The following is a 19,750-nucleotide window of genomic DNA, read 5'->3' on the forward strand; positions in this document are numbered from 1 at the left end:
CCGTCGAGCATGGTCCTACAGGCGGACGTAGAGCCGCAGCGTCACGTAGGAGGCGAAGCCGGCGAGGGCGACGCCGCCCACGGTGATGATCGCGCCCGTCGAGACGATGGCGCTCCAGTCGATCCCGGTGATGATGCCGGCCTTGATCGGGCCGGCGAGCGTGCGGTCGACGAACAGGACCTTGGTGAGGACCAGCCCGCCGACGGCGAGCAGCCCACCGATGAGCCCGGCGAACGCGGCCTCGAGGATGAACGGCAGCTGGGTGTACCAGCGCGAGGCCCCGACCAGCCGCATGATGTTCGTTTCGTTGCGCCGGTTGAACGCCGCGAGCTGGATGGTGTTGGAGATCAGGAGCAGCGCCGCCAGCGCCTGGATCACCGCCACGGCGATCGTCGCGTTGCGGGCGCCGTTGAGCAGGCTGAACAACCGGTCCAGGAAGTCACCCTCGTCGCGGACCTGGTCGACGCCGTTCTCCCCGTTCGGGAACTCCTCGGCGATGACCGGGTAGCGCTCGGGGTTGACCAGCTCGACGCGGAAGCTCTCCGGCAGCGCGTCGGCAGGCGTGTTCTGCACCAGCTCGGGCTGCTGGCTGAACTGCTGCTGGAAGCGCTCGTACGCCTCGTCCTTGGACTCGTAGATGTAGCTCTTGACCTCGGGCGAGTCCTTCAGCTCCGTCTCGATGGCCGAGCGCTGCTCGTCGGTGACGCCGTCGGCCAGGAAGATCGAGACCTGCACCTTGTCGTAGTAGATCTCCTTCATGTCGGAGATCATTCGAGCGATCAGGATGCCGGTGCCCATGAGACCGAGCGAGATGGCGGTCGTCAGGATCATCGCGACCGTCATGGTCAGGTTGCGACGCAGCCCGGTGGCCACCTCGGAGAGGACGAAATTGACGCGCATGGATTCCCTATCTGGATTCGTGCACGGGGCGAGTCGATCGCCGCGACGTCAGCTGCACGTGGGCCTGATGACTTGTCAGCGGCTCTAGCGCCCGACCCCGTAGACGCCGCGCGTCTGGTCGCGGGTGATGACGCCCCCGTTGAGCTCGATGACGCGACGGCGCATGGAGTCGACGATGTGGTAGTCGTGCGTCGCCATGATCACCGTGGTGCCCGTGCGGTTGATCCGCTCGAGCAGCAGCATGATGCCCTCGCTGGTCTCGGGGTCGAGGTTGCCGGTGGGCTCGTCGGCCAGCAGGACCAGCGGCCGGTTGACGAACGCGCGGGCGATCGCCACCCGCTGCTGCTCACCACCGGAGAGCTCGTTGGGCAGCCGGTGGGCCTTGCCCTCCAGGCCGACCATCTCCAGCACCTCGGGCACGACCCGCTTGATCGTCCGCGTCGGCTTGTTGATCACCTCGAGCGCGAAGGCCACGTTCTGGGCCACCGTGCGGTCACGCAGCAGGCGGAAGTCCTGGAAGACGCAGCCCATGGTCCGGCGCAGCTTCGGCACCTGCCACTTGCTCATCGTGTTGAGGACCTTGCCGTTGACGACGACGTTGCCCGAGGTGGGGGTGTCCTCCTTCAGCAGCAGCCGGAGGAACGTCGACTTCCCCGAACCGGAGGACCCGATGAGGAAGACGAACTCGCCCTTGTCGATCTCGGTGGACACGTCGTCGAGAGCCGGGCGGCCGCTGGCCGGATAGAGCTTGGTGACGTGTTGCAGTTCGATCACGAGGTGCCACGCTACCTGCCCCCGGCCCCACGACGGCGCGTTCGCGGAGGAACCGCCGGGAGTCGTATGCGCACAGCGTGACGGACGTGGCGGAACTGCCAGGTGGGTCGTCACGGACGGTTGTGTCCGGCCCGTGCGGTGTCCCGATGTGACCTTCGTCAGGTCGCGTCGACGGTCTCCTGCTGACGGCGCCAGCGGATGCCCGCCTCGATGAAGGCGTCGATGTCGCCGTCCAGGACCGCGGCGGTGTTGCCGGTCTCCTGCTCGGTCCGCAGGTCCTTGACCATCTGGTACGGGTGCAGGACGTAGGACCGCATCTGGTTGCCCCAGCTGCTGCCCTCGCCCTTGAGCGCGTCCATCTCGGCCCGCTGCTCGGCCTGCCGGACGACGAGCAGCCTCGCCTGCAGCACCCGCAGTGCGGCCGCGCGGTTCTGGATCTGGCTCTTCTCGTTCTGGCAGGACACCACGATGCCGGTCGGGATGTGCGTCATCCGGACGGCGGAGTCGGTGGTGTTCACGCTCTGCCCGCCGGGGCCGGAGGAGCGGAAGACGTCGACGCGGATCTCGTTCTCGGGGATCTCGACGTGGTCGGTCTGCTCCACCACCGGGAGCACCTCGACGCCGGCGAACGAGGTCTGCCGTCGTCCCTGGTTGTCGAAGGGGGAGATGCGCACGAGCCGGTGCGTGCCCTGCTCGACCGACAGCGTGCCGTAGGCGTAGGGGTGCTTCACGGCGAAGGTGGCCGACTTGATCCCGGCCTCCTCCGCGTAGCTCACGTCGTAGACCTCGGTCGGGTACTTGTGCCGCTCCGCCCAGCGCAGGTACATGCGCATGAGCATCTCGGCCCAGTCGGCGGCGTCGACGCCGCCGGCCTCGGAGCGGATGGTGACCAGTGCCTCCCGGGAGTCGTACTCACCGGAGAGCAGCGTGCGGACCTCGAGCTCGTCGATGACCGTGCGGATGCTGGTCAGCTCGCGCTCGGTCTCGGCGGTCGTGGCCTCGTCGTTCTCCTCCGCGGCCATCTCGTGCATCAGTGCGACGTCGTCGAGCCGGCCGCGCAGTTCCTCGACCCGGCGGAGGTCGCCCTGCAGGTAGGACAGCTTCGAGGTGATCGCCTGGGCGGCCTCGACGTCGTTCCACAGGTCGGGGGCGGCGGCCTGCTGCTCGAGGTCGGCGATCTCGTTGCGCATGTCGTCGACGCGGAGGACGGCCTCGATCGACTTCAGGGTCGTGTTGAGTTCGTCGAGTACGACGGAGAAGTCGGCAGCCACGTCTAGCCAGGGTAGTGCGCCCGCCGCACGGGGAGACAATTGCTGGATGAGCGAGCCTCGACGACCCCGTTCGCGGGAGGACTACGAGCGCGGCCTCCCCGATTACCACGACCCGACCGCCGGCTTCGCGGGCGCGCCGCCGGCCCAGTCGGCGCTCACCCTCCGTCTGGTCCTGGCGGTCTTCGGCGTGCTCGTCTGCGTGGCCGGCGGCATCGCGGTGCTGGCCGTCGGCGCCCCCACGTGGGCCGCTGTCGTGCTCTTCGTCCTGGGCGCGATCGCCCTCGTGGACATCGTCGTGATCGTGCGCCGCAAGGCGCGGGGCGAACCGGGCTGATCGTCAGGCGCGGCCGGCGACCACGGCGCGCTGTCGCGCGTGCTCCGGCATCCACCGCTCGAGCTGATCGGCCGGCATCGGGCGGGCGATGTAGTAGCCCTGCGCGAACGTGCAGCCGAGCTCGGCGGCCATCCGCAGCTGACCGGCGGTCTCGACTCCCTCGGCGAGGCTGCGCATGCCGCAGGCCTGCCCGAGGCTGACGACGGCGGCGATCGCGGCGGCCGACTGACCCGACGCGTCGTCGAGTCCGTTGACCAGACTGCGGTCGATCTTGAGGACGCCGGCCGGCATGGACACGAGCTGGCTCAGCGAGGAGTACCCGCAGCCGAAGTCGTCGATGGAGACCTCGACGCCGGAGACGCGCAGCGCGGCGAACTGAGCGGCGGCCCCCCGCGGATCCTCGGCGACACTGGTCTCGGTCAGTTCCAGGATCAACTGCTCGGGGGGCAGACCGGCCGCGGCCAGCGCCGCAGCGACGTCGTCCACCAGCGTGCCGGTCGCGAAGTGGCTGGCGCTGATGTTGACCCCGGTGATGAGGGTGAGGCCCGCCCGCGCCCACTCGGCGGTCTGTCGCGTCGCGGTCCGGAGCACCCAGTGGGTGAGCGGCACGATGAGTCCGTGCTGCTCGGCGACCGGGATGAACTCCATCGGCGGGACCAGTCCGCGCTCGGGGTGCTCCCATCGCACCAGGACCTCGACGCCGCTGACCTGGCCGGTCGGCAGGTGGAGCACCGGCTGGTAGTGGAGGACGAGCTGGCCGGTCTCGATGGCCTCCTCCAGCTCGGCGGCTACGAGCAGCCGGTACTGGGCGGCGGACCGAAGTTCGCTGCTGAACGTCCGGACGCCGTTGCGCCCGGCGGCCTTCGCGGCGTACATGGCCAGGTCGGCGTCCCGGACGAGGTCCGTGGAGCGGACGTCGCTGTCGCCCTCGCGAGCGGTGGCGACGCCGATGCTGGCGGTCAGCCGCGCGACACGGCCACCGAGGTCGAACGGCCGGTCGAACGACGTCCGGAAGCGCTCGGCCAGCGCCTCGGCGCCGTCCACGTCGCAGTCGGTGCAGAGGACGACGAACTCGTCCCCACCGAGCCGGCCGACCGCGTCCTCGGCACGCGTGCGCTCGATGAGCCGCGCCGCTAGCTGTCGCAGGAGGTCGTCGCCCACCTCGTGGCCGAGGGAGTCGTTGACCTCCTTGAACCCGTCGACGTCCAGGAAGAGCACGGTGACCGCTGGCCGGCCGGGCCGCCGCAGCTCGGTGTCGATGAGCTCGTGCAACCGCGCGCGGTTGGGTAGTTCGGTGAGCGGGTCGTGCCGCGAACGCCACGTCGATGCACGCTCGGCACGCACGCGCGAGGTGACGTCGGTGTGCGTGACCACGACGTGCCCCGCCTCCCTGAGCCTGGTGGCCTGCAGGTGGAACCACGTGACACCACCGGCGTGCGGCAGCGCGTAGTCGGAGGACACGCTGGTGCGCTCGCCCCGCGAGAGCTCCCCCAGGCTCGCGATCAGCGCCCGGTTGGTGCCGTCGTCCTGCATGTGCAGTGCCATGGCGAAGTAGCTGCCGCCGACGCCGACGAGCAGGTCGGAGCCGAGCAGGTCGGCCATGTCGTCCCACGCCGAGTTGGTCAGCAGGATGGTGCCGTCCGCGTCGATGAGCGTGGTCGGCGACGGCAGTGCGTCGAGGACCGCTCGCACGAGTGCGGCCTCTGCCGCTGGGTCGCTGTCGCGTGGGCGCACGTCGGCGGGCAGTTCGACTCGCCCGCGTCGCACGGCCACCGATCCCCCACTCGTCGCGGGCACGCCGATCCGGTGCCCCTCGCAGTTACATCGGCATGCGCGACGAAGGTCACGCCTTGTCGCGCCCGTCCCTCCCCGCAAAGGGTGAGGCCCTCAGGGGGTGCGGGTCTCCTGCACGATCCACTGCAGGTACGCCGGATTTCCGCCCGTCAGTGACTGTGCGATCACACACGGTACTTCGTACGGATGCAACTCTCGGGTCCGCTGGACCACCGCCGGCACCAGGGAGCGCCGGGTGTGCAGGGCGACCCTGGCCTCGGCCTCGTCGTGGACGGCGCCCTCCCAGCGGTACACCGATCGGATGGCACTGATGACGTGCCCGCAGGCGGCGAGCCGCTCCTCGACCAGCGTCCGGGTGAAGGCGGCGAGCCAGTCGGCGTCGGCAGCGGTCACCACGACCTCGCAGCACTCCTCGTCCACCGGCCCATCCTCGTGCGCTCCGAGTGGAACCGCCGTACGGGCGGGTAGGGGGTGGAGATGACCGACGACATGACCATCACAGTCGACAACGACGAGTACGTCCTGCGCCAGGACGACGACGGCCTGCAGGTGGGGCGCCGGGTCGCTGGCGACGTGGCGTGGCTCGACACCGTGGACCTCGGGCTGCTGCCCGGTCCGGCACGCGAGGCGCTCGAGAACGGGGACAGCTCGAACGAGGCGCTGCTGACCGCCGTCCGGGGGATCGCGCAGGCGGAGGAGGAGCGCGGCGCCTGACCCCTAGTCGTGACCCCGGCCGTTGCCCCGGCCGTTCCCGTTGCCGTCGCCGTCGCCATTGTCGGCGCCGTCGCCGTTCCGCTGGCCGTTGCCGTTCTTCTCTGCCGCGAGCCGGGCGAGGATCTCCGCGAGCCAGTCGGGGATGGCCGGCCGTGCGGCGGGCACGGCCGCGGGCTGGGGCACCGGTGCGGCGGCCGCGACGGGAGCCGGCACCGCGGGGACCGGCACGGCAGGCTCCGGTATCGCCGCTGACACGGGCGTGGGAGCGACCGCGGCGGGGTCGGGCTCAGGCGGTGGGACCGGCGAGGGGACCGCGGCCTGGGTCAGCGTCCGGCGGGCGATGCCGATCGCGCTCATGTCGGTGGGCCGGGGGGCGACCCAGTCGGCCCAGTTGGCGGGATCGAGCACGGTCGGGAGCAGTTCGGCCGCTCGGTCGCGGGGCAGCTGACCGATGACGCCACGGCTGACCGTCGAGGCCGTGAGCACGTCGCATGCGGCGAGCTGCAGGAAGTTCTTGTCCGCGGCGCACGCCTGGCGGTCCGCGACCGCTGCGGCGGTCTCCTGGACGACGGCCGCGACGGCCGCGAAGGTCTCCGGGTCGCTGTCCTCGCCTCCCAGCGGTGGCAGGTCGTCGCGAAGGGCGTGCACGATTCCCCCGACGGCGGGATCGAGGTCGACGACGGTGAGGGTCCCGGCGGCGGCACCCAGCGGCCAGCGGACGACGTCCCCTGGCATCAGGAGCTCATCGGTGTCGGAGAGCAGGCCCAACACGGTCGCCTCGGCGCTGCCCCGCTCGTGCACGCGGGCCGGCACACCCACATCGCCGGAGCGACGGACCAGCACCGGGACGTCGAGGTCGTTGCGCACGGTCATGGACGTCGCGTCGGCGCACGCGTCGAGGAGGAAGCCGGGCGGCACTCCTCCGCGGTTCGCGTCGGGCGTGCACAGGGGAGCCACCGGAACGGCCGAGGCTGTCGTCGGCTGCAGAGACGGGACCAGGACGACCGCGGCGACGGCGGTGAGCACGATCAGCGCGCGCCTCATGTCGGGAAGTCGCAGACGGGTTGGACGTAGTCGCCGATGTCGTCCAGCCCGTCGCTGATCGCCTCGCGGACGACCTCGGTGAGCGGTCCGTCCCGTGCTTCCCGGAGCGCCCCTCCGAGGTCTTCCAGCGACCGGTCGAGGACGAGGAAGCCGGGCTGCCGGCGGACGACGTCGAGCACGTCGTCGAGCTCGGTGATCGCACCGGTCAGCACCAGCGCGGCCGCGACGTCGCCCGGTTGGGCGACCAGCGTGCCGACGGCCCGCGGGAGGTCGGTGAGGTGCGTCGATCCGGCGAGCGCGGTGCAGAAGTCAGGGGCGCCGGACGGGGGTGCGTAGGTGAGGACGGCGACGTCGGCCCGCGGCGCCGGAGGCGGGGCACTCTCCTCCGCGAGACATCCGGCCAGGGCGACGGTGGATACGAGCAGGCCCAGCACCGGGAGCCTGCGGGGGAACACCCTCGCAACCTAGGGGGGCGCCCTCCGGGCCCGGGCGATCTTCACCCGGTCGGGCGACAGCGCGTGGGGTGAAGCGTGACCGACCGTGACCGTGGGTGCAGGCGGCCTCACCAGGAGGCGAGAATCAGCTGGTCGACTGGCTGATGTTGACCATCCACGCGACGCCGTAGGGGTCGACGCACATGCCGAACTCGTCGCCCCACACCTGCTTCTCCAGCGGCATCCGCACCTCGCCGCCCGCGGACAGCTTCTGGAAGTACCCGCGCAGGTCGTCGGCGTCGTCCCCGCTGAGGCTGACCGAGATGTTGCTGCCCTTGCTGCTGGGCATGCCGGCGGGGGTGTCGGAGCCCATCAGGGTGTAGCCGGACGGCGTCTCGAGCTGGGCGTGCATGACCTTGTTCTCTTCACCGGGGGCGGCACCGCCCATCTCGCCGAAGGTGCTCAGCGTCAGGTCGCCGCCGAACACGTCCCGGTAGAACTCCATCGCCTCGCGGGCGTTGTCCGCGAAGGCGATGTAGGGGTTGAGGCGAGAAGTCACGGGGAGCTCCCTTCCTGCACACGGGTACGTGGCGCCACCGTAGCGAGAAGGGTCCGCAGTCAGGCCGGGCTGCGGCGCCCGAGGCCGAGAGCTCCCCGGCGTCCGACTACCGAGCCGAGACGGAGGACTGCGACCCGGCCGGGGTGCCGGCGGCCACCGAGCCGAAGTACAGGGCCAGCGTGGCGGTGATCAGGTGCAGGAAGTTGTCCGGGTCGGCCAGACCGGACATGCCGAGCGTGCCCAGTACCCCGAAGAACCCCAGGACCGTCACCAGGCCCAGGACGACGCCGATGACGAGGTTGACGACGCGGGCGGCGCTGTGCCGGGGCGCGGCAGCGAGCCAGGCGATCGCCAGGACCAGGTGGATCGTGTTGTGCAGCGGGTTCACCGCGAAGATCAGCAGGGTGTGCGAGTGGTGCCCGGCGAAGTCGGAGAAGCCGGTGAGCGCGAAGCCCGTGACCGCGACCACGAGGTAGACCGCGCCGAAGACGAGGGCGAACCGCTGGGCGGGTGTCCAGGCGCGCAGGCCCGTGGGGGCGGCGGTGGTCTGCGAGCTGGTCATCGTGGATCTCCTGGTACGTCGTCCGGATGCCGGGTGGCTCTCAGCTATCGGCAGAGAGCCGGCCCGCCTTCAGACGAACCGTCGATCAGCCGGCGACGGCCTGCGACGACGGCTCCAGGTTCCAGCCGGGCTCGTCGGCCTGGCGGTGGAGCAGCTCGGCGAGCGCGCCCGAGGTCAACGGCCGGGCGAAGTAGTAGCCCTGGCCGTACTGGCAGGCCAGGCCCTGCAGGGTGCTGACCTGCTCCCGCTGCTCGATCCCCTCCGCGACCAGGTCGAGGTGCAGCGCGTGCCCGAGCTGGCTGATGGCCGAGACCATGACCGACTGGTTCGGGTCCTCGACGCCGGGGATGTCCGCGGGGGTCTCGCCGATGCGGTCCACGAAGGACTTGTCGATCTTCAGGATGTCCACCGGCAGGTTCTCCAGGTAGGACAGCGAGGAGTACCCGGTGCCGAAGTCGTCGATGGCGAGCCGGACGCCCAGGGCGCGCAGGGCGGACAGGATCGTCACGGTGGCCGGCAGGTCGACGAGCAGCAGGCTCTCGGTGATCTCCAGGATCAGGTGGGCCGGGTCCAGGCCGGTCTCCACCAGGACGTCACGGACGGAGTCGACCAGGCCGGGCTCGTCGAGTTCCCGGGCCGACAGGTTGACGCTGACGGTCATCGGCGGGGTCGTGGGATAGCTGGTGTGCCACGCGCGCATCTGCTGGCACGCCTCGCGGAGCACGTAGCGGCCGATGGGCACGATCAGCCCGGTCTGCTCGGCCAGGGGGATGAAGTCCAGCGGCGGGACCAGCCCACGCTCGGGGTGCTGCCAGCGCACCAGCGCCTCGACGCCGGCCAGCCGGCCGTTGGCCAGCTCCACGGTGGGCTGGTAGTAGACGGTGAACTCCCCGCGCTCGACGGCGCGGGCAAGCTCGGCCTTCATCTGCAGCTGGCCGATGATCGCCGAGTCCATCTCGGGCTCGAAGACGGCAGAGCGGCCCTTGCCGGCCGCCTTGGCGGCGTACATGGCGACGTCGGCGTGCCGCAGCAGCTCGGCGGCGTCGTGCTGACCGGCGGCCCCCATGGCGATGCCCACGCTGGCGGTGATCCGCACCTCGGCGCCGTCCCCAGCGGCCACGAACGGCTCGGCCAGGGCGCCCAGGAGCCGCTGCGCAGCGGCCTCGGGCCGGCCGGGCTCCGCGGCGTCCTCGATGAGGACGGCGAACTCGTCGCCGCCGAGCCGGGCGATGGTGTCGCTGGGGCGCAGCGTCCGCCGCAGTCGGTCGGCGACCGCGACGAGCAGGTCGTCGCCGGCCGTGTGACCGGAGCCGTCGTTCACGGCCTTGAAGTCGTCGAGGTCCACGAACAGGACGGCCACCGGTGCGGCGAGCCGGTCGGTGCGGGCCAGGGCGTGGTCGAGGCGGTCGGCGAACAGCGCCCGGTTGGCCAGGCCCGTGAGCGTGTCGTGGAAGGCGTTGTGCTGGAGCTGGGCTTCCAGCTGCTTCTGCTCGGTGACGTCGCGCGTGGTCACGACGACGGCGCGCACGTCGGGGTCGTCCAGCAGGTTGGTGTGGATGCTCTGCACGTGCCGGTAGCTGCCGTCGCGGTGCCGCAGTCGCAGCTGGGAGGTCGTGGTGGCACGGGCCTCGGCGGTGGCCTCGGCGCGGGCGGCGACCAGCGACAGCCGGTCCTCGGGGTGGGTGAGGTCGGCCAGCTGTGTCCCGATGAGCTCGTCCTCGGAGTAACCGAGCAGACGGGTGATCGAGGGCGTCTGGTAGCTGATGGCGAGATCGGCGTCGACCAGCGTGATCAGGTCGGAAGAATGGTGCACCAGGGCCCGGAAGCGGGCTTCCCCCTGTGCCTTTGCCGCCGCGACACCCAGTTCGCCGGATCGGCGCGCTGCTTCGAACCGGCGGAACAGCAGGCCCGCCATGACCGCGGCGAAGACCATCATGAAGAGCGTCTCGAAATCGGCTACCCGGCCGGCGCTCTCGTTGGCCTCGCGGTGCCGTTCGCCGGCGGTGTCCACGGCCTCTTGGAGCCGGACGCTCTCCTGCTGGACCTCGGCCACGCGGGCGATGGCGGTAGCGCTGCCGGCGATGAGCGCGTCGCGAGCGACGGCGGCCTCCCGCTGGTAGGTGGTGACCGCGGCGAAGACGTCGGCGTCGTCGGCGCCGTCCGGGGTTGCGGCGACCCGGTCAGCGGCGACGTCGACCCGGTGTCCGGCGGCGGCCAGGACGGCGGGGTCGGTCGCACCGGTCGTGGCGCGCCACAGGACCGCGTCCTGTGCGGACGCTGCCGCGTTCAGGTCGGCGAACAGGGCGTCGGCCCGCGACCGGGCGTCGGCCTGGTGCCGTAGCGCAACGACGCTGAAGCCCATGCCGAGGGCGATGTTGAAGGCGAGGACCACCGCGACCCAGCGACGCCAGGAACCGCCACGGAGCCGCACGAACAGCGCGGTCGGGAGACCGGTGCTGCCGACGACTGACGGTGCGGCGACATTCGCCACTTCCAGGCCCCTTTCGCGCCGCCATTCGGCGGACCTCCCATTGATCGGCCCGAAAGGAGTGGAACTGAAGCGTGCGTCAACCGCTCCCCTGATGGGGTGAGGCCGGCGATTCCAGGGGATTGGCCGGGAATTCAGCCGTCGACGTAGCGGTCGCGCTCGACGACGAACTGGCCGGTCGCGGTGTTCGCATCGATGAACTCCGGGAGGAACGGGATCCGCACGGTCACCGTCACGCACACCGAGAACTCCTCCCCCGGCGTCAGCGTCGGGCTGTATCCGGCGGCCGTCGCGCAGTCCGCGCCGGCCGCCGCATAGGCGACCCGGACGTCGGTGGCGTCGACCGACTGGTCCTCGACGGCCAGCTGCGCCGCCCGCAGCGCCCGGTCCCGACCCGTCGCCGGGTCCGGTGCGGTGGCGATCGCCCGGCCGGCTTCCCGCGCCGCCGCCGTCGAGGCGAACACCCCGCGCTGCACCGCCGAGAACCCGGCCACGATGTAGATCAGCGGCACGAACACGACCAGCGCGATGAAGACGAACTCCACCAGCGCCGAGCCGCGCTCCCCGTCCCCGAGACGGCTACGCAGCCAGGTCACGCAGCTTCCTTCACCGCGCGGCCGGTGACCTCCAGCGGGAGCAGGTTTCCCAACGTCGCCAGCAGCGACGGCACCGAGCCGGAGCAGCGGACGACCACGAGGGTCAGCCCACTCGCGTCGACCTCCTCACCGGAGGTGCAGGTCAGTCCCTCAGCCGTCTGCACCGAGGTCGCCCGGGCGACCACTTCCACGGTCCGCGCGGCCCCGAGGGACGAGTCGACGTCGGCGTTGGCGGCGTACCGAGCACCCGCCTGCGCGCTGGCCGTCACGACGTTGCGCATGTGCACGTAGACCGCCACCTGCAGGACCGCGAGCAGGAGCATCACGATCAGGATCGAGACCATCACGAAGTCGACGACGGCGCTGCCCCGCTCGCCAGAAGGGACCCCTCTGCCCCCCACCGCTCGCACGCTCGCGCCGGGACCCTGCAGAGGAGCCATCAACCACCGCTCGTGACGGAGGTGAGCGCGTTCGTCACCGCGTCGACGATCGCCGTCCGGAACGGGATGAGGATGGCCAGCACGAGGGCCGCCGTCATCACCGTGATCATCACCCAGCCCGGGACGTCGCCCCGTTCCGGATCCTCGCCTTTCACCCGAGCCGCGAGCGCGGCCAGGACGGCGGTCAGGTACGCGTAGGAACGCATGGAGCGTCCTTCCTCCTTCAGGTCCGCTGTCATTGCGCCAGCGAGACGATGCTGATCAGCCCCGGGAACAGGGCGAAGAGAACGGTGACCGGCAGCACCAGGAAGACGACCGGCACCATCATGGCGATCTCCTTGCGGCCGCCCGCCTCGAGCAGCCGGCGCTTCCCGGCCTCCCGGACGTCGGCGGCCTGGGCCCGGAGCACCTCGGCGAGCGGGGTGCCGCGCTCGATCGCGACCAGCAGCCCGTCGATGAACCGGGCCAGCGGGTCGAGCGATGTCCGGTCCGCCACCTGCTGCAGCGCGTCGACCAGCGGCACACCCGCCCGGGCGCGGCCCAGAGCGGCGCCGAGCTCGCGCGCCAGCTCGCCACCGGAGAGGCGGGTCACCCGCGCGATCGCCGCGGTAGGGCTCTCCCCCGCCGTCACGGCGAGCGCCAGCAGCTCGGCGACCACCGGGAACTCCGCGAGGAGAAGTTCCTCCCGCTGCTGCACCTGCTGGGTCAGCCACCAGTCGCGGCCCAGTACGCCACCGAGCAGACCGGCCAGGCAGAGCAGCCCCGCCGACAGCACGTTGACGCCGCCCGCGGCGACGGATCCGACCGTGGCGACCAGGGCGGCGCCGAGCAGACCGAGGCCACCCCAGACGACCTGCTCGACGCGGAAGTCCTCCACGGTGACGTCGGTGGCCAGCGCGTCGAGCCGCCGGCGCACCGCGGCGCGGCCGCCCAGCATCCGGTCGACCAGTCGGGCCCCGTCCCCGACCGCGGGACCGAACACCCGGCGGACGGCGGTGAGCAGTCCCGGCTCGGTCGCGGTGCCGAGCAGCCGGGACGGCGCCGGGGTGTCGTGCACGTAGGGCGCCAGCCGGTCGACCAGCCGCACCGACCGGAACGGCGGCGCGTAGCTGACGGCGAGCACCAGCCCGACGGCGGCGACCAGCCCGAGCAGCATGCCCATCAGCCCGGCGCTCACGAGGGCTCCTCGCTGGCGCTCGTCGCCCGCGTTCGCGGGACTGCTCTGCCCATCGGTGAGCTCGCCAGCTCGCTCACTGGAGCACCCGGACGTCCTCGGGCAGCCGCCCGATCCGCAGCATCACCCGGTAGGCGACGACGCAGACCACGCCGCCGACCAGCAGGATCGCGGTGCCGAGCGGGGAGTCGTAGGCGGCCAGCGTCGTCGACTGGGTGGCCAGGAGCAGCAGCACGACCCAGGGCGCGGCGACGGCCAGCCGTGCGGCCGACACGACCCAGCCCTGCCGGGTCTCGAGCTCGGCGCGGGCCCGGGCATCCTCGCGCAGGAACGTCGCCAGCGTGCGCAGCACCCGGCCGAGGTCGGTGCCCCCGACCTCCCGCGCGACCCGCAGGGTCTCCACGATGCGGTCACCGACCGGGTCCGCCAGGTCGTCCTTGAGTCGGTCGAGGCAGACGCTGAACCGACCGGTCGAGCGGTACTCGGCGGCGAAGCGGGCGAACGGCGCGCGCAGCACCTCCGGCCCACGACTCGACAGGGCCGAGAGCGCCTCCGGCAGCGACAGCCCCGCCCGGACGGCGGAGGCCAGGTTGTCGACGACCTCCGGCCACACCTCGCGCAGGTCCGCCGTGCGCTTGGCGGCCAGGCGGCGCACCTGCACGTAGGGCAGCGAGAAGCCGAAGAGGCCGAAGACCAGGCTCACGGTGACGGTGCCGGTGGTCAGCAGGACGATGACCAGGGCGAGCATCCCCAGCCCGACCTGCAGCGCGAGCAACTGCGCGGCGTTGATCCCGGTCAGCCCGGCCGCGGACAGCAACTGCTGCCGGCGTCCAGCACGACGTGGCGTGCGGCGCGGCTCCGGCGCCCGGGACCCGCTGCGCCACACGAGCAGCAGCCCGATGCCCAGCACGAGTCCGAGGAGGGCCCCGGACTCCGTCATGACCGGTCCCCGAGCAGGGCGGCGAGGTCTAGGCCGAGGGCGGCGAAGCGGTCGGGGTGCGGCGGGTAGCCGTCGGCGCGGACCAGCCGGCCGTCGCGCGAGGTGAAGATGTCGGCGGTCTCGATCACGCCGTTCTCCGCCCGGCCCGGCAGCCCCACGATCTCACGCACCCGCCGGTGCCCCGACACGTCGGTGCCCACATGGACGACGAGGTCGACGCTGGAGGCCACGGTCGGCACGACGAACGCCGTCCCGATGTTCTCCCCCGCCAGCAACGGCAGCGTGCACATCTTGACCACGGCCTCGCGGGCGCTGTTGGCGTGCAGCGTGCACATACCGGGCAGGCCGGAGTTCAGCGCGATCAGCAGGTCGAGGCACTCCTCCTGCCGGACCTCGCCGACGATGATCCGGGAGGGCCGCATCCGCAGCGCCTCCTTGACCAGCCGCCGGAGCGGGATCTCCCCGGCACCCTCGAGGTTGGGCTGTCGCGTCTGCATGGAGACGACGTCGGGCAGCGGCACGCGTAGCTCGAAGACCTCCTCGCAGGTGACCACCCGCTCGCGGGCGGGGATCGCCGCGCAGAGGCAGTTCAGCAGCGACACCTGTACGGAGTGGCATACTTGGGGCGTGACCACATCACTCCCCCAGCCCAGCCGCCGAGCCGTGGCCGACCAGCCACGCGCCGCCGTGTACTGCCGCATCTCAGACGACCGCCACGGACTTGGCCTGGGCGTGGAGCGTCAGCGCCAGGACTGCCACGGGCTGGCCGAACGCAACGGCTGGCGGGTTGTGGCCACTCACACGGACAACGACGTCAGCGCCTACTCCGGCAAAGTGCGGCCCGGCTACGTCGAGCTGATGCGTTCGATCGAGGCTGGCCAGGTTGACGTGGTCGTGGCCTGGGACCCCGACCGACTCCACCGCTCCCCCGCTGAGCTGGAAGGCTTCATCGCCGCAGTGGAGGGCGCCGGAGTTCAGGTAGTCAGCGTTCAGGCGGGCACGGTTGACCTATCCACCGCGGCCGGCCGACTCGTCGCCCGCATGCTCGGCAACATCGCCCGCCACGAATCGGAACACAAGAGCGAGAGGGTGCGCCGAGTCATGCAGCAGCGAGCAGAGTCCGGCCGGTCCCACGGCCGCCGCGCCTACGGCTGGACGCGTGAACACACGGCGGACGGCACCGGCCGGGAAGCGATCGCGCCGAGCGAGGCCGCCGTCGTTCGCCGCATCGCTGACGCGCTGCTCTCCGGAGAGTCCTTGCGCGCCGTGACTGCGGCTCTCAACTCCGACAGCGTCCCCACCCCTACCGGTGTCCCGGAGTGGGGGAAGAACATGGTGCGCGCCCTGGTGCTGCGCGAGCGCAATGCCGGCCTGCGGGTACACCGCGGTGAGGTGGTCGGCGATGGAGCATGGGAGCCGATCCTGCCGCGAGACCGATGGGAACAGGTCCGGGCGGTCCTGACTGACCCGGCCAGGAAGACCAGCACCGGCACCGCAGCCGCCCACCTGCTGTCCGGCATCGCGCACTGTGGAGTCTGCGGCGCCCGGCTGCGAGTGGCACAGAACCGTGGCGTTCCGTCCTACCGGTGCTCCGCCAATGGCTGCGTGATCCGCCGCAAGGAAGACCTCGATCACCTGGTGACCGAGCTGGTCATTGCGCGACTTGGTGCGCCCGACGCCGCCGACTTGTTCACCACCTCCGACAGTCCGGAACGCGTGGCCGCGGTGGCCGAGGCCGATCAGCTCCGCGCCCGCCTGGACGAAGCGGCCGACCAGTACGCGGACGGGCTGATTGACGGGCGCATGTTGGAGCGCATCACTGCCCGGTTGCGCCCGCAGCTGACCGAGGCTGAGGCGCGGTCCCGGCTGGTCGATTCCGCTCCCCTGCTCGATGGGCTGGCCGGCGCGCCAGACGTCCGAGGGGTGTGGAACGGCCTTTCTCTGAGCCGGCGCCGCGCCGTCGTGGAAACACTTATGACCGTCACCCTCAATCGCACCCGTCGCGGCGCCCGCACTTTCGACCCAGAGGCGGTCGCCATTACGTGGCGATAGCACGGTGCGTTTCTGACGTCTACCATAGAGAGCGAGCCTGACACACGGGCTGCCATAACTGAATAAGAACCGTGCTCCGTGGGGGAGCCAAACTTGCCGGCCGACCAGCCGACGAGTTCTCAGCTACCCACGGAGAACGGAAATGACTACTGCTCTACTTGATATCGACGCAGCCGCCGCCCGGCTCGGCGTGAACGTCCGATACATGCGCCACCTCGTGGCACACCGAACGATCCCGTACCACAAGGTCGGCCGGCTGGTCCGTTTCGACCCTGCTGACCTGGACGCTTTCGTGGCGACTGGTCGGCGCGAGGCGGTCTCAGCCTCATGACCGCCGTAGATACCTACGTCGCTCGCATGGTCGCCTCCGCGCCGACTCTGACCGCCTCGCAGCGCGAGCGCCTGACCGGCCTGCTGCGTCCGCCCGTCGTAAGCCCCGCCGCCCACCTCGCTGCGGCCGGCCAGCGTGAGGCGGTTTCTCTGCGATGACTGGAAATGGCAGCGGCGTCGCCCTGGCAGGGGACGACGCCGCAAAGACCGAGCGTCCGACCGAGAACACTGAGCCGTTTCCACTGTACGTCGCGGCCGAGCGTCGACACCGCGCCGAACTGGCCGAACAGTACGGGTCAGACGACCCGGCGAAGTGGCCGGAATACAAGCGCCCCGACACCGTGGAATGGAATCGGATGGTCGAGCAGCACAGGAAATGGTTGGCAGAGGCTGCGGCCGACGCCAGTTCGGTGCCGCAGGTCTGGTCGCGTCCCATCGAGCCGGCCGACCGACTGCCGTCCACGTTCGGAATGCGGATCGACATCGACGGGCGCACCGGCCGGCTCATGGTCCGGGATGCCAACGGAGCGGAGTGGGAGCCCGACCGCCGTACCGAGCTGGCCATTCCCGGTCACGTCGAGGCCGCCGAGGCCCGCCACGCCGCCGGGCGGCACGCTGACGCAACCGAGCACGGCTGCCCGTCCTGCTGGGTCCGCCAGGAGCGGCACAGAAATCCCGCTGGCAGCGTCGGCTTGAGCGACGGCATCCTGATGGCCGCGGGTGGCATGGACACCGTGCGGGCGCGCTGGCGGGCGCATCTGCTGTCGAGCCGCCGCGTCGCGGAGGAGCGTGAGATTCGCGCACCCCGCGAGGTCAGCGTGGACGGGCCGGCGTACAGCAGGCTTGATGAGCTGGCGGCCCTGGTCGGCGCCCCGATGCTGGTCGAGGACGTCTTGCCAGCCGGAGAATTGGCCTGGCTGGTCGCTCGGGGTGGAGTCGGCAAGACGACCCACGTCGTGGAGCTGATCTGGTCGGTGCTGACCGGCCAGCCGTTCCACGGCCGCGCGGTCGACTCCGACGGTCGCGCACTGCTCGTGGCCACGGAAGGCACCAACCACCTCCCCGCCCAGTTCGCGGCGGTCGAGGCCCACCACGACAGGCCCTTGACGCCGGCCGAGCGGGCGGACCTGACGATCCGCACGCAGCCGGTCGACCTATTCGGTGGCGGCCCGGAGCTTGAGGAGCTGATCGAACGCTGCCGCCGGACGCTGCCGGACCTCGTCGTCATCGACACGTTCCAGCGCTGCGCCGGCCGGGCGGACCAGAACAGCGCCTCTGACCTGTCCCGGATCACCGGCAACTTGGACCGGATCAAGCGAGCCAGCGGCGGCACCGTGCTCGTGGTCGCCCACGCCGGCAAGTCCTCCCAGGAGGCCCGCGGCTCGTCCGCCATGCAGGACGACGCGCGCGCCGTGTGGACGCTCAAGCGCGACGGCGATCGGGTTACCTGGGGCTTCCCGAAGGTCTACAACCGGCCGGACGGCTTCACGGAAACGCTGTACCCGCGGACCGTGGCCGGCGCGCTGGTCCTCGCCGACCAGCCCGACCCGGCCCGCGCCATCGCGTGGACGTCGAACAGCTCCGAGGCCAAGGTCGTCGGCGCCCTGCGCCAGCTGGCCCCGCTGGGACCGCAGAGCCAGTCCGCCATCGTCCGTCAGACCGAGCCGCTCGCTCAGTCCGCCGTCTCTGCGGCCCTCGCTCGGCTCGTCAAGGAAGGCGCCGTCCACCGCACGGGGGCGCCTGGTCGAGGCGCTGCCTACCGCTTAGCCGACGAGGACCCGAGATGAAGGAAACCGCAGGTCAGCGACCACTCTATCTCTGGACCATCTCCGGCAGAGATGGAGCAGATGAAGCCCTCAGATGGAGTGGAGATGCAAGAAACCGCAGGTCAGGGGCCACTTCATCTCGACCATCTCCCTTCATCTATCTGACTTCATCTCCCATCTCCCCCGACCAGAGGGAGGGGGAGATAGATGGAGATGGAGGCCAAGCCCGCCCGGCGCTGGCCGACACAGGACCCGACCAACGGAGAGGCCACAGCCCATGCACGACCACAGAACCGCCAGCCCGCGCTGGCCGGCGCTCGTCGCCTGGTGGCAGTTCGTCCTGCCGCCCGCCCCACTCGCCGGGGCGCCCGTCCCGGTGAACCGCACCAACAATCCGAAGGAGAACCACCATGTCTGAGCTGTTGGAGACCCCCGAGACCACCGACCTGACGGACGAGGAGCGCACGGCGCTGGCCGGCATCGACCGACCCGACCTCGGGCCGGACGCGCGCACCCGGTGGGCCACACCGTCCCGCCGGGTGCGCGACGAGCCGGAATCGGCCGTCTACCTCACGCGCATTCGCGACAGGCGGCCGGCCTGGCATGACGCCTCCACCCCGACCGCGGTCGCCGAGGCGTGGTCGGCGGTCGAAGTCGCCATCGCCGCTGACCTCGCCGCTCGCTCCGAGTTCGCCGAACTGCCAGAGCGTGAGGCGGCCGAGCGCCGCGCCATTGGCGCGGCGGCTGTGGCCGGTAAGGACATTCCGGAACTGACCAACTGGGAGCGAGAGCGCGTCATTCTGCTTGCTCGTCACGCCGTACTGGCTCAGCGGGTCAAGGCTGCGGCCAGCGCTTACCAGGACGCCGTTAGCGCCTCCCTGCCGGCCTGGCGCAAGGCCCTGGTCTCTGCGGTCGAGCCGGCCCGGGTCGAAGCTCAGCGCCGTTTCGACGGCGTCGCAGAGTCGGTCAAGGCCTGGCGCGACGCCATGGCCGCCGCGCACGCGGTCGACTCTGCACTGCACCCCGACGACGCCCTGCCGACGACGCTCGACAGCAGTGCTCGCGAAGTCGTTACTCATGGTGTCCGTGCTGCTGCTGCACTCGATGCGCTACTCAACTCAACTCATCCTGTCGTCCGTGGTTCATACCTGAACCGTGACGACAAGATGCGTCCGCAGCGTTGGGTTCGCGAGGCGCTGAACGAAACTCACAGCGGCGCATCACAGTTGGAGAGCGTCGAGATTGCTGAGCGATTCACCGTCACTCAAATGACCATAAACAACCGCAATGAGCACTTTCGTCGCGACAGCAGCAACAACGTCGATCTGACTGCTGACGAACTTTCCTCGCGGTGAAGCCGTCGAGCCGGCCAACCACCCTGGACGAGCCTCCGGGCGACGTGGCGGGCGCTGCCCACGGCGCCGCGGAATCGGCTCACCGGTCCGCCTTTGGCCGGCAAGTGCTGACAAGCTCGCCACGGTGCTCGGCTTGGCCACGCCCGAACTGGCGCGGCGTGGCGTCGAGGTCGATCGCACGCAGGTCGGCGAGCTCGTCGTTCGGCTGTGAGCGCACACGATG

The 19,750-nt window shown here is 71.0% G+C and carries 22 protein-coding genes; 6 read left to right on the top strand and 16 right to left on the bottom strand.

The window, feature by feature from the left end; translation table 11 throughout:
- Window positions 1–15: 15 nt before the first annotated feature.
- From ftsX to prfB, 3 genes are all read right to left on the bottom strand, one after another.
- Window positions 16–900, bottom strand: a complete 885-nt coding sequence (gene ftsX / locus E4P38_RS05360) for a permease-like cell division protein FtsX (RefSeq protein WP_135130743.1) — start codon at window positions 898–900, stop codon at window positions 16–18.
- 84 nt (window positions 901–984) lie between these two features.
- A complete protein-coding gene (gene ftsE / locus E4P38_RS05365) occupies window positions 985–1,674 on the bottom strand; it encodes a cell division ATP-binding protein FtsE (protein ID WP_135130744.1) in 690 nt (229 codons plus the stop codon).
- Between the two features lie 158 nt (window positions 1,675–1,832).
- Window positions 1,833–2,945, bottom strand: a complete 1,113-nt coding sequence (prfB, locus tag E4P38_RS05370) for a peptide chain release factor 2 (RefSeq protein WP_135130745.1) — start codon at window positions 2,943–2,945, stop codon at window positions 1,833–1,835.
- A gap of 46 nt (window positions 2,946–2,991) precedes the next feature.
- On the opposite strand from prfB, the gene E4P38_RS05375 reads away from it, so the two are divergent.
- The gene (locus tag E4P38_RS05375) at window positions 2,992–3,279 is read left to right on the top strand and encodes a DUF6343 family protein (protein ID WP_135130746.1); all 288 of its coding nucleotides are present in this window, start codon (window positions 2,992–2,994) and stop codon (window positions 3,277–3,279) included.
- A 3-nt stretch (window positions 3,280–3,282) separates the two neighbouring features.
- Here the strand turns inward: E4P38_RS05375 and E4P38_RS05380 are convergent, their stop codons facing one another.
- Together E4P38_RS05380 and cutA are read right to left on the bottom strand one after the other, a co-directional pair.
- Window positions 3,283–5,046, bottom strand: coding sequence for an EAL domain-containing protein (locus E4P38_RS05380; protein WP_245160806.1), 1,764 nt, complete (start codon window positions 5,044–5,046; stop codon window positions 3,283–3,285).
- Window positions 5,047–5,166: 120 nt separating this feature from the next.
- Window positions 5,167–5,493 carry a divalent-cation tolerance protein CutA gene (gene cutA / locus E4P38_RS05385; RefSeq protein ID WP_135130748.1) on the bottom strand — a complete coding sequence of 109 codons (327 nt, stop codon included), beginning with the start codon at window positions 5,491–5,493 and terminating at the stop codon, window positions 5,167–5,169.
- A gap of 69 nt (window positions 5,494–5,562) precedes the next feature.
- On the opposite strand from cutA, the gene E4P38_RS05390 reads away from it, so the two are divergent.
- The gene (locus E4P38_RS05390) at window positions 5,563–5,787 is read left to right on the top strand and encodes a hypothetical protein (RefSeq protein WP_135130749.1); all 225 of its coding nucleotides are present in this window, start codon (window positions 5,563–5,565) and stop codon (window positions 5,785–5,787) included.
- Window positions 5,788–5,790: 3 nt separating this feature from the next.
- Here E4P38_RS05390 and E4P38_RS05395 read toward each other — a convergent pair whose 3' ends face one another.
- The 11 genes from E4P38_RS05395 to E4P38_RS05445 form a co-directional block, all read right to left on the bottom strand.
- Window positions 5,791–6,831: a hypothetical protein gene (locus E4P38_RS05395; RefSeq protein WP_135130750.1), complete on the bottom strand. Its 1,041-nt coding sequence runs from the start codon at window positions 6,829–6,831 to the stop codon at window positions 5,791–5,793.
- Complete coding sequence (locus tag E4P38_RS05400; protein WP_135130751.1) at window positions 6,828–7,286, bottom strand: hypothetical protein; 459 nt, start codon at window positions 7,284–7,286, stop codon at window positions 6,828–6,830. The genes E4P38_RS05395 and E4P38_RS05400 overlap by 4 nt, the downstream gene beginning before the upstream one ends.
- 124 nt (window positions 7,287–7,410) lie before the next feature.
- A complete protein-coding gene (locus E4P38_RS05405; protein WP_135130752.1) occupies window positions 7,411–7,824 on the bottom strand; it encodes a VOC family protein in 414 nt (137 codons plus the stop codon).
- Between the two features lie 106 nt (window positions 7,825–7,930).
- Entirely contained in the window at window positions 7,931–8,386 is a 456-nt protein-coding gene (locus E4P38_RS05410; RefSeq protein WP_135130753.1) for a DUF4383 domain-containing protein, read from the bottom strand.
- Window positions 8,387–8,471: 85 nt separating this feature from the next.
- The gene (locus tag E4P38_RS05415) at window positions 8,472–10,877 is read right to left on the bottom strand and encodes an EAL domain-containing protein (RefSeq protein ID WP_135130754.1); all 2,406 of its coding nucleotides are present in this window, start codon (window positions 10,875–10,877) and stop codon (window positions 8,472–8,474) included.
- Between the two features lie 131 nt (window positions 10,878–11,008).
- Window positions 11,009–11,470, bottom strand: a complete 462-nt coding sequence (locus E4P38_RS05420; RefSeq protein WP_135130755.1) for a hypothetical protein — start codon at window positions 11,468–11,470, stop codon at window positions 11,009–11,011.
- Window positions 11,467–11,871, bottom strand: a complete 405-nt coding sequence (locus E4P38_RS05425) for a TadE/TadG family type IV pilus assembly protein (RefSeq protein WP_245160807.1) — start codon at window positions 11,869–11,871, stop codon at window positions 11,467–11,469. The genes E4P38_RS05420 and E4P38_RS05425 overlap by 4 nt, the downstream gene beginning before the upstream one ends.
- 38 nt (window positions 11,872–11,909) lie before the next feature.
- Window positions 11,910–12,116: a hypothetical protein gene (locus E4P38_RS05430; RefSeq protein WP_135130757.1), complete on the bottom strand. Its 207-nt coding sequence runs from the start codon at window positions 12,114–12,116 to the stop codon at window positions 11,910–11,912.
- A 29-nt stretch (window positions 12,117–12,145) separates the two neighbouring features.
- A complete protein-coding gene (locus tag E4P38_RS05435; RefSeq protein WP_209308949.1) occupies window positions 12,146–13,087 on the bottom strand; it encodes a type II secretion system F family protein in 942 nt (313 codons plus the stop codon).
- Window positions 13,088–13,160: 73 nt separating this feature from the next.
- Window positions 13,161–14,024 (bottom strand): type II secretion system F family protein, encoded by an 864-nt coding sequence (locus E4P38_RS05440; protein ID WP_135130758.1) that lies wholly within the window; start codon window positions 14,022–14,024, stop codon window positions 13,161–13,163.
- Complete coding sequence (locus E4P38_RS05445; RefSeq protein WP_245160808.1) at window positions 14,021–14,626, bottom strand: CpaF/VirB11 family protein; 606 nt, start codon at window positions 14,624–14,626, stop codon at window positions 14,021–14,023. Before E4P38_RS05445 ends, E4P38_RS05440 begins: the two co-directional genes overlap by 4 nt.
- 25 nt (window positions 14,627–14,651) lie before the next feature.
- On the opposite strand from E4P38_RS05445, the gene E4P38_RS05450 reads away from it, so the two are divergent.
- The 4 genes from E4P38_RS05450 (at window position 14,652) to E4P38_RS05465 (ending at window position 19,527) form a co-directional block, all read left to right on the top strand.
- Window positions 14,652–16,076, top strand: coding sequence for a recombinase family protein (locus E4P38_RS05450; RefSeq protein ID WP_167760452.1), 1,425 nt, complete (start codon window positions 14,652–14,654; stop codon window positions 16,074–16,076).
- A gap of 710 nt (window positions 16,077–16,786) precedes the next feature.
- Window positions 16,787–18,193 (top strand): AAA family ATPase, encoded by a 1,407-nt coding sequence (locus tag E4P38_RS05460; RefSeq protein ID WP_209308950.1) that lies wholly within the window; start codon window positions 16,787–16,789, stop codon window positions 18,191–18,193.
- Window positions 18,194–18,449: 256 nt separating this feature from the next.
- On the top strand, window positions 18,450–18,590 hold the full coding sequence (locus E4P38_RS22810; RefSeq protein WP_167760453.1) for a hypothetical protein: 141 nt from the start codon (window positions 18,450–18,452) through the stop codon (window positions 18,588–18,590).
- Window positions 18,583–19,527, top strand: coding sequence for a hypothetical protein (locus E4P38_RS05465; protein ID WP_135130762.1), 945 nt, complete (start codon window positions 18,583–18,585; stop codon window positions 19,525–19,527). Before E4P38_RS22810 ends, E4P38_RS05465 begins: the two co-directional genes overlap by 8 nt.
- Window positions 19,528–19,750: the final 223 nt, after the last annotated feature.

The organism is Blastococcus sp. CT_GayMR16 (assembly GCF_004570875.1).
Lineage (GTDB): Bacteria > Actinomycetota > Actinomycetes > Mycobacteriales > Geodermatophilaceae > Blastococcus_B.

Bases quoted from the DNA above. Each gene is read 5' to 3' on its own strand.
- E4P38_RS05430 (WP_135130757.1), bottom strand. From the start codon at position 12,116: ATGCGTTCCTACGCGTACCTGACCGCCGTCCTGGCCGCGCTCGCGGCT.
- E4P38_RS05390 (WP_135130749.1), top strand. From the start codon at position 5,563: ATGACCATCACAGTCGACAACGACGAGTACGTCCTGCGCCAGGACGAC.
- E4P38_RS22810 (WP_167760453.1), top strand. From the start codon at position 18,450: ATGCACGACCACAGAACCGCCAGCCCGCGCTGGCCGGCGCTCGTCGCC.
- E4P38_RS05375 (WP_135130746.1), top strand. From the start codon at position 2,992: ATGAGCGAGCCTCGACGACCCCGTTCGCGGGAGGACTACGAGCGCGGC.
- E4P38_RS05465 (WP_135130762.1), top strand. From the start codon at position 18,583: ATGTCTGAGCTGTTGGAGACCCCCGAGACCACCGACCTGACGGACGAG.
- E4P38_RS05395 (WP_135130750.1), bottom strand. From the start codon at position 6,831: ATGAGGCGCGCGCTGATCGTGCTCACCGCCGTCGCCGCGGTCGTCCTG.
- E4P38_RS05410 (WP_135130753.1), bottom strand. From the start codon at position 8,386: ATGACCAGCTCGCAGACCACCGCCGCCCCCACGGGCCTGCGCGCCTGG.
- ftsX (WP_135130743.1), bottom strand. From the start codon at position 900: ATGCGCGTCAATTTCGTCCTCTCCGAGGTGGCCACCGGGCTGCGTCGC.
- E4P38_RS05440 (WP_135130758.1), bottom strand. From the start codon at position 14,024: ATGACGGAGTCCGGGGCCCTCCTCGGACTCGTGCTGGGCATCGGGCTG.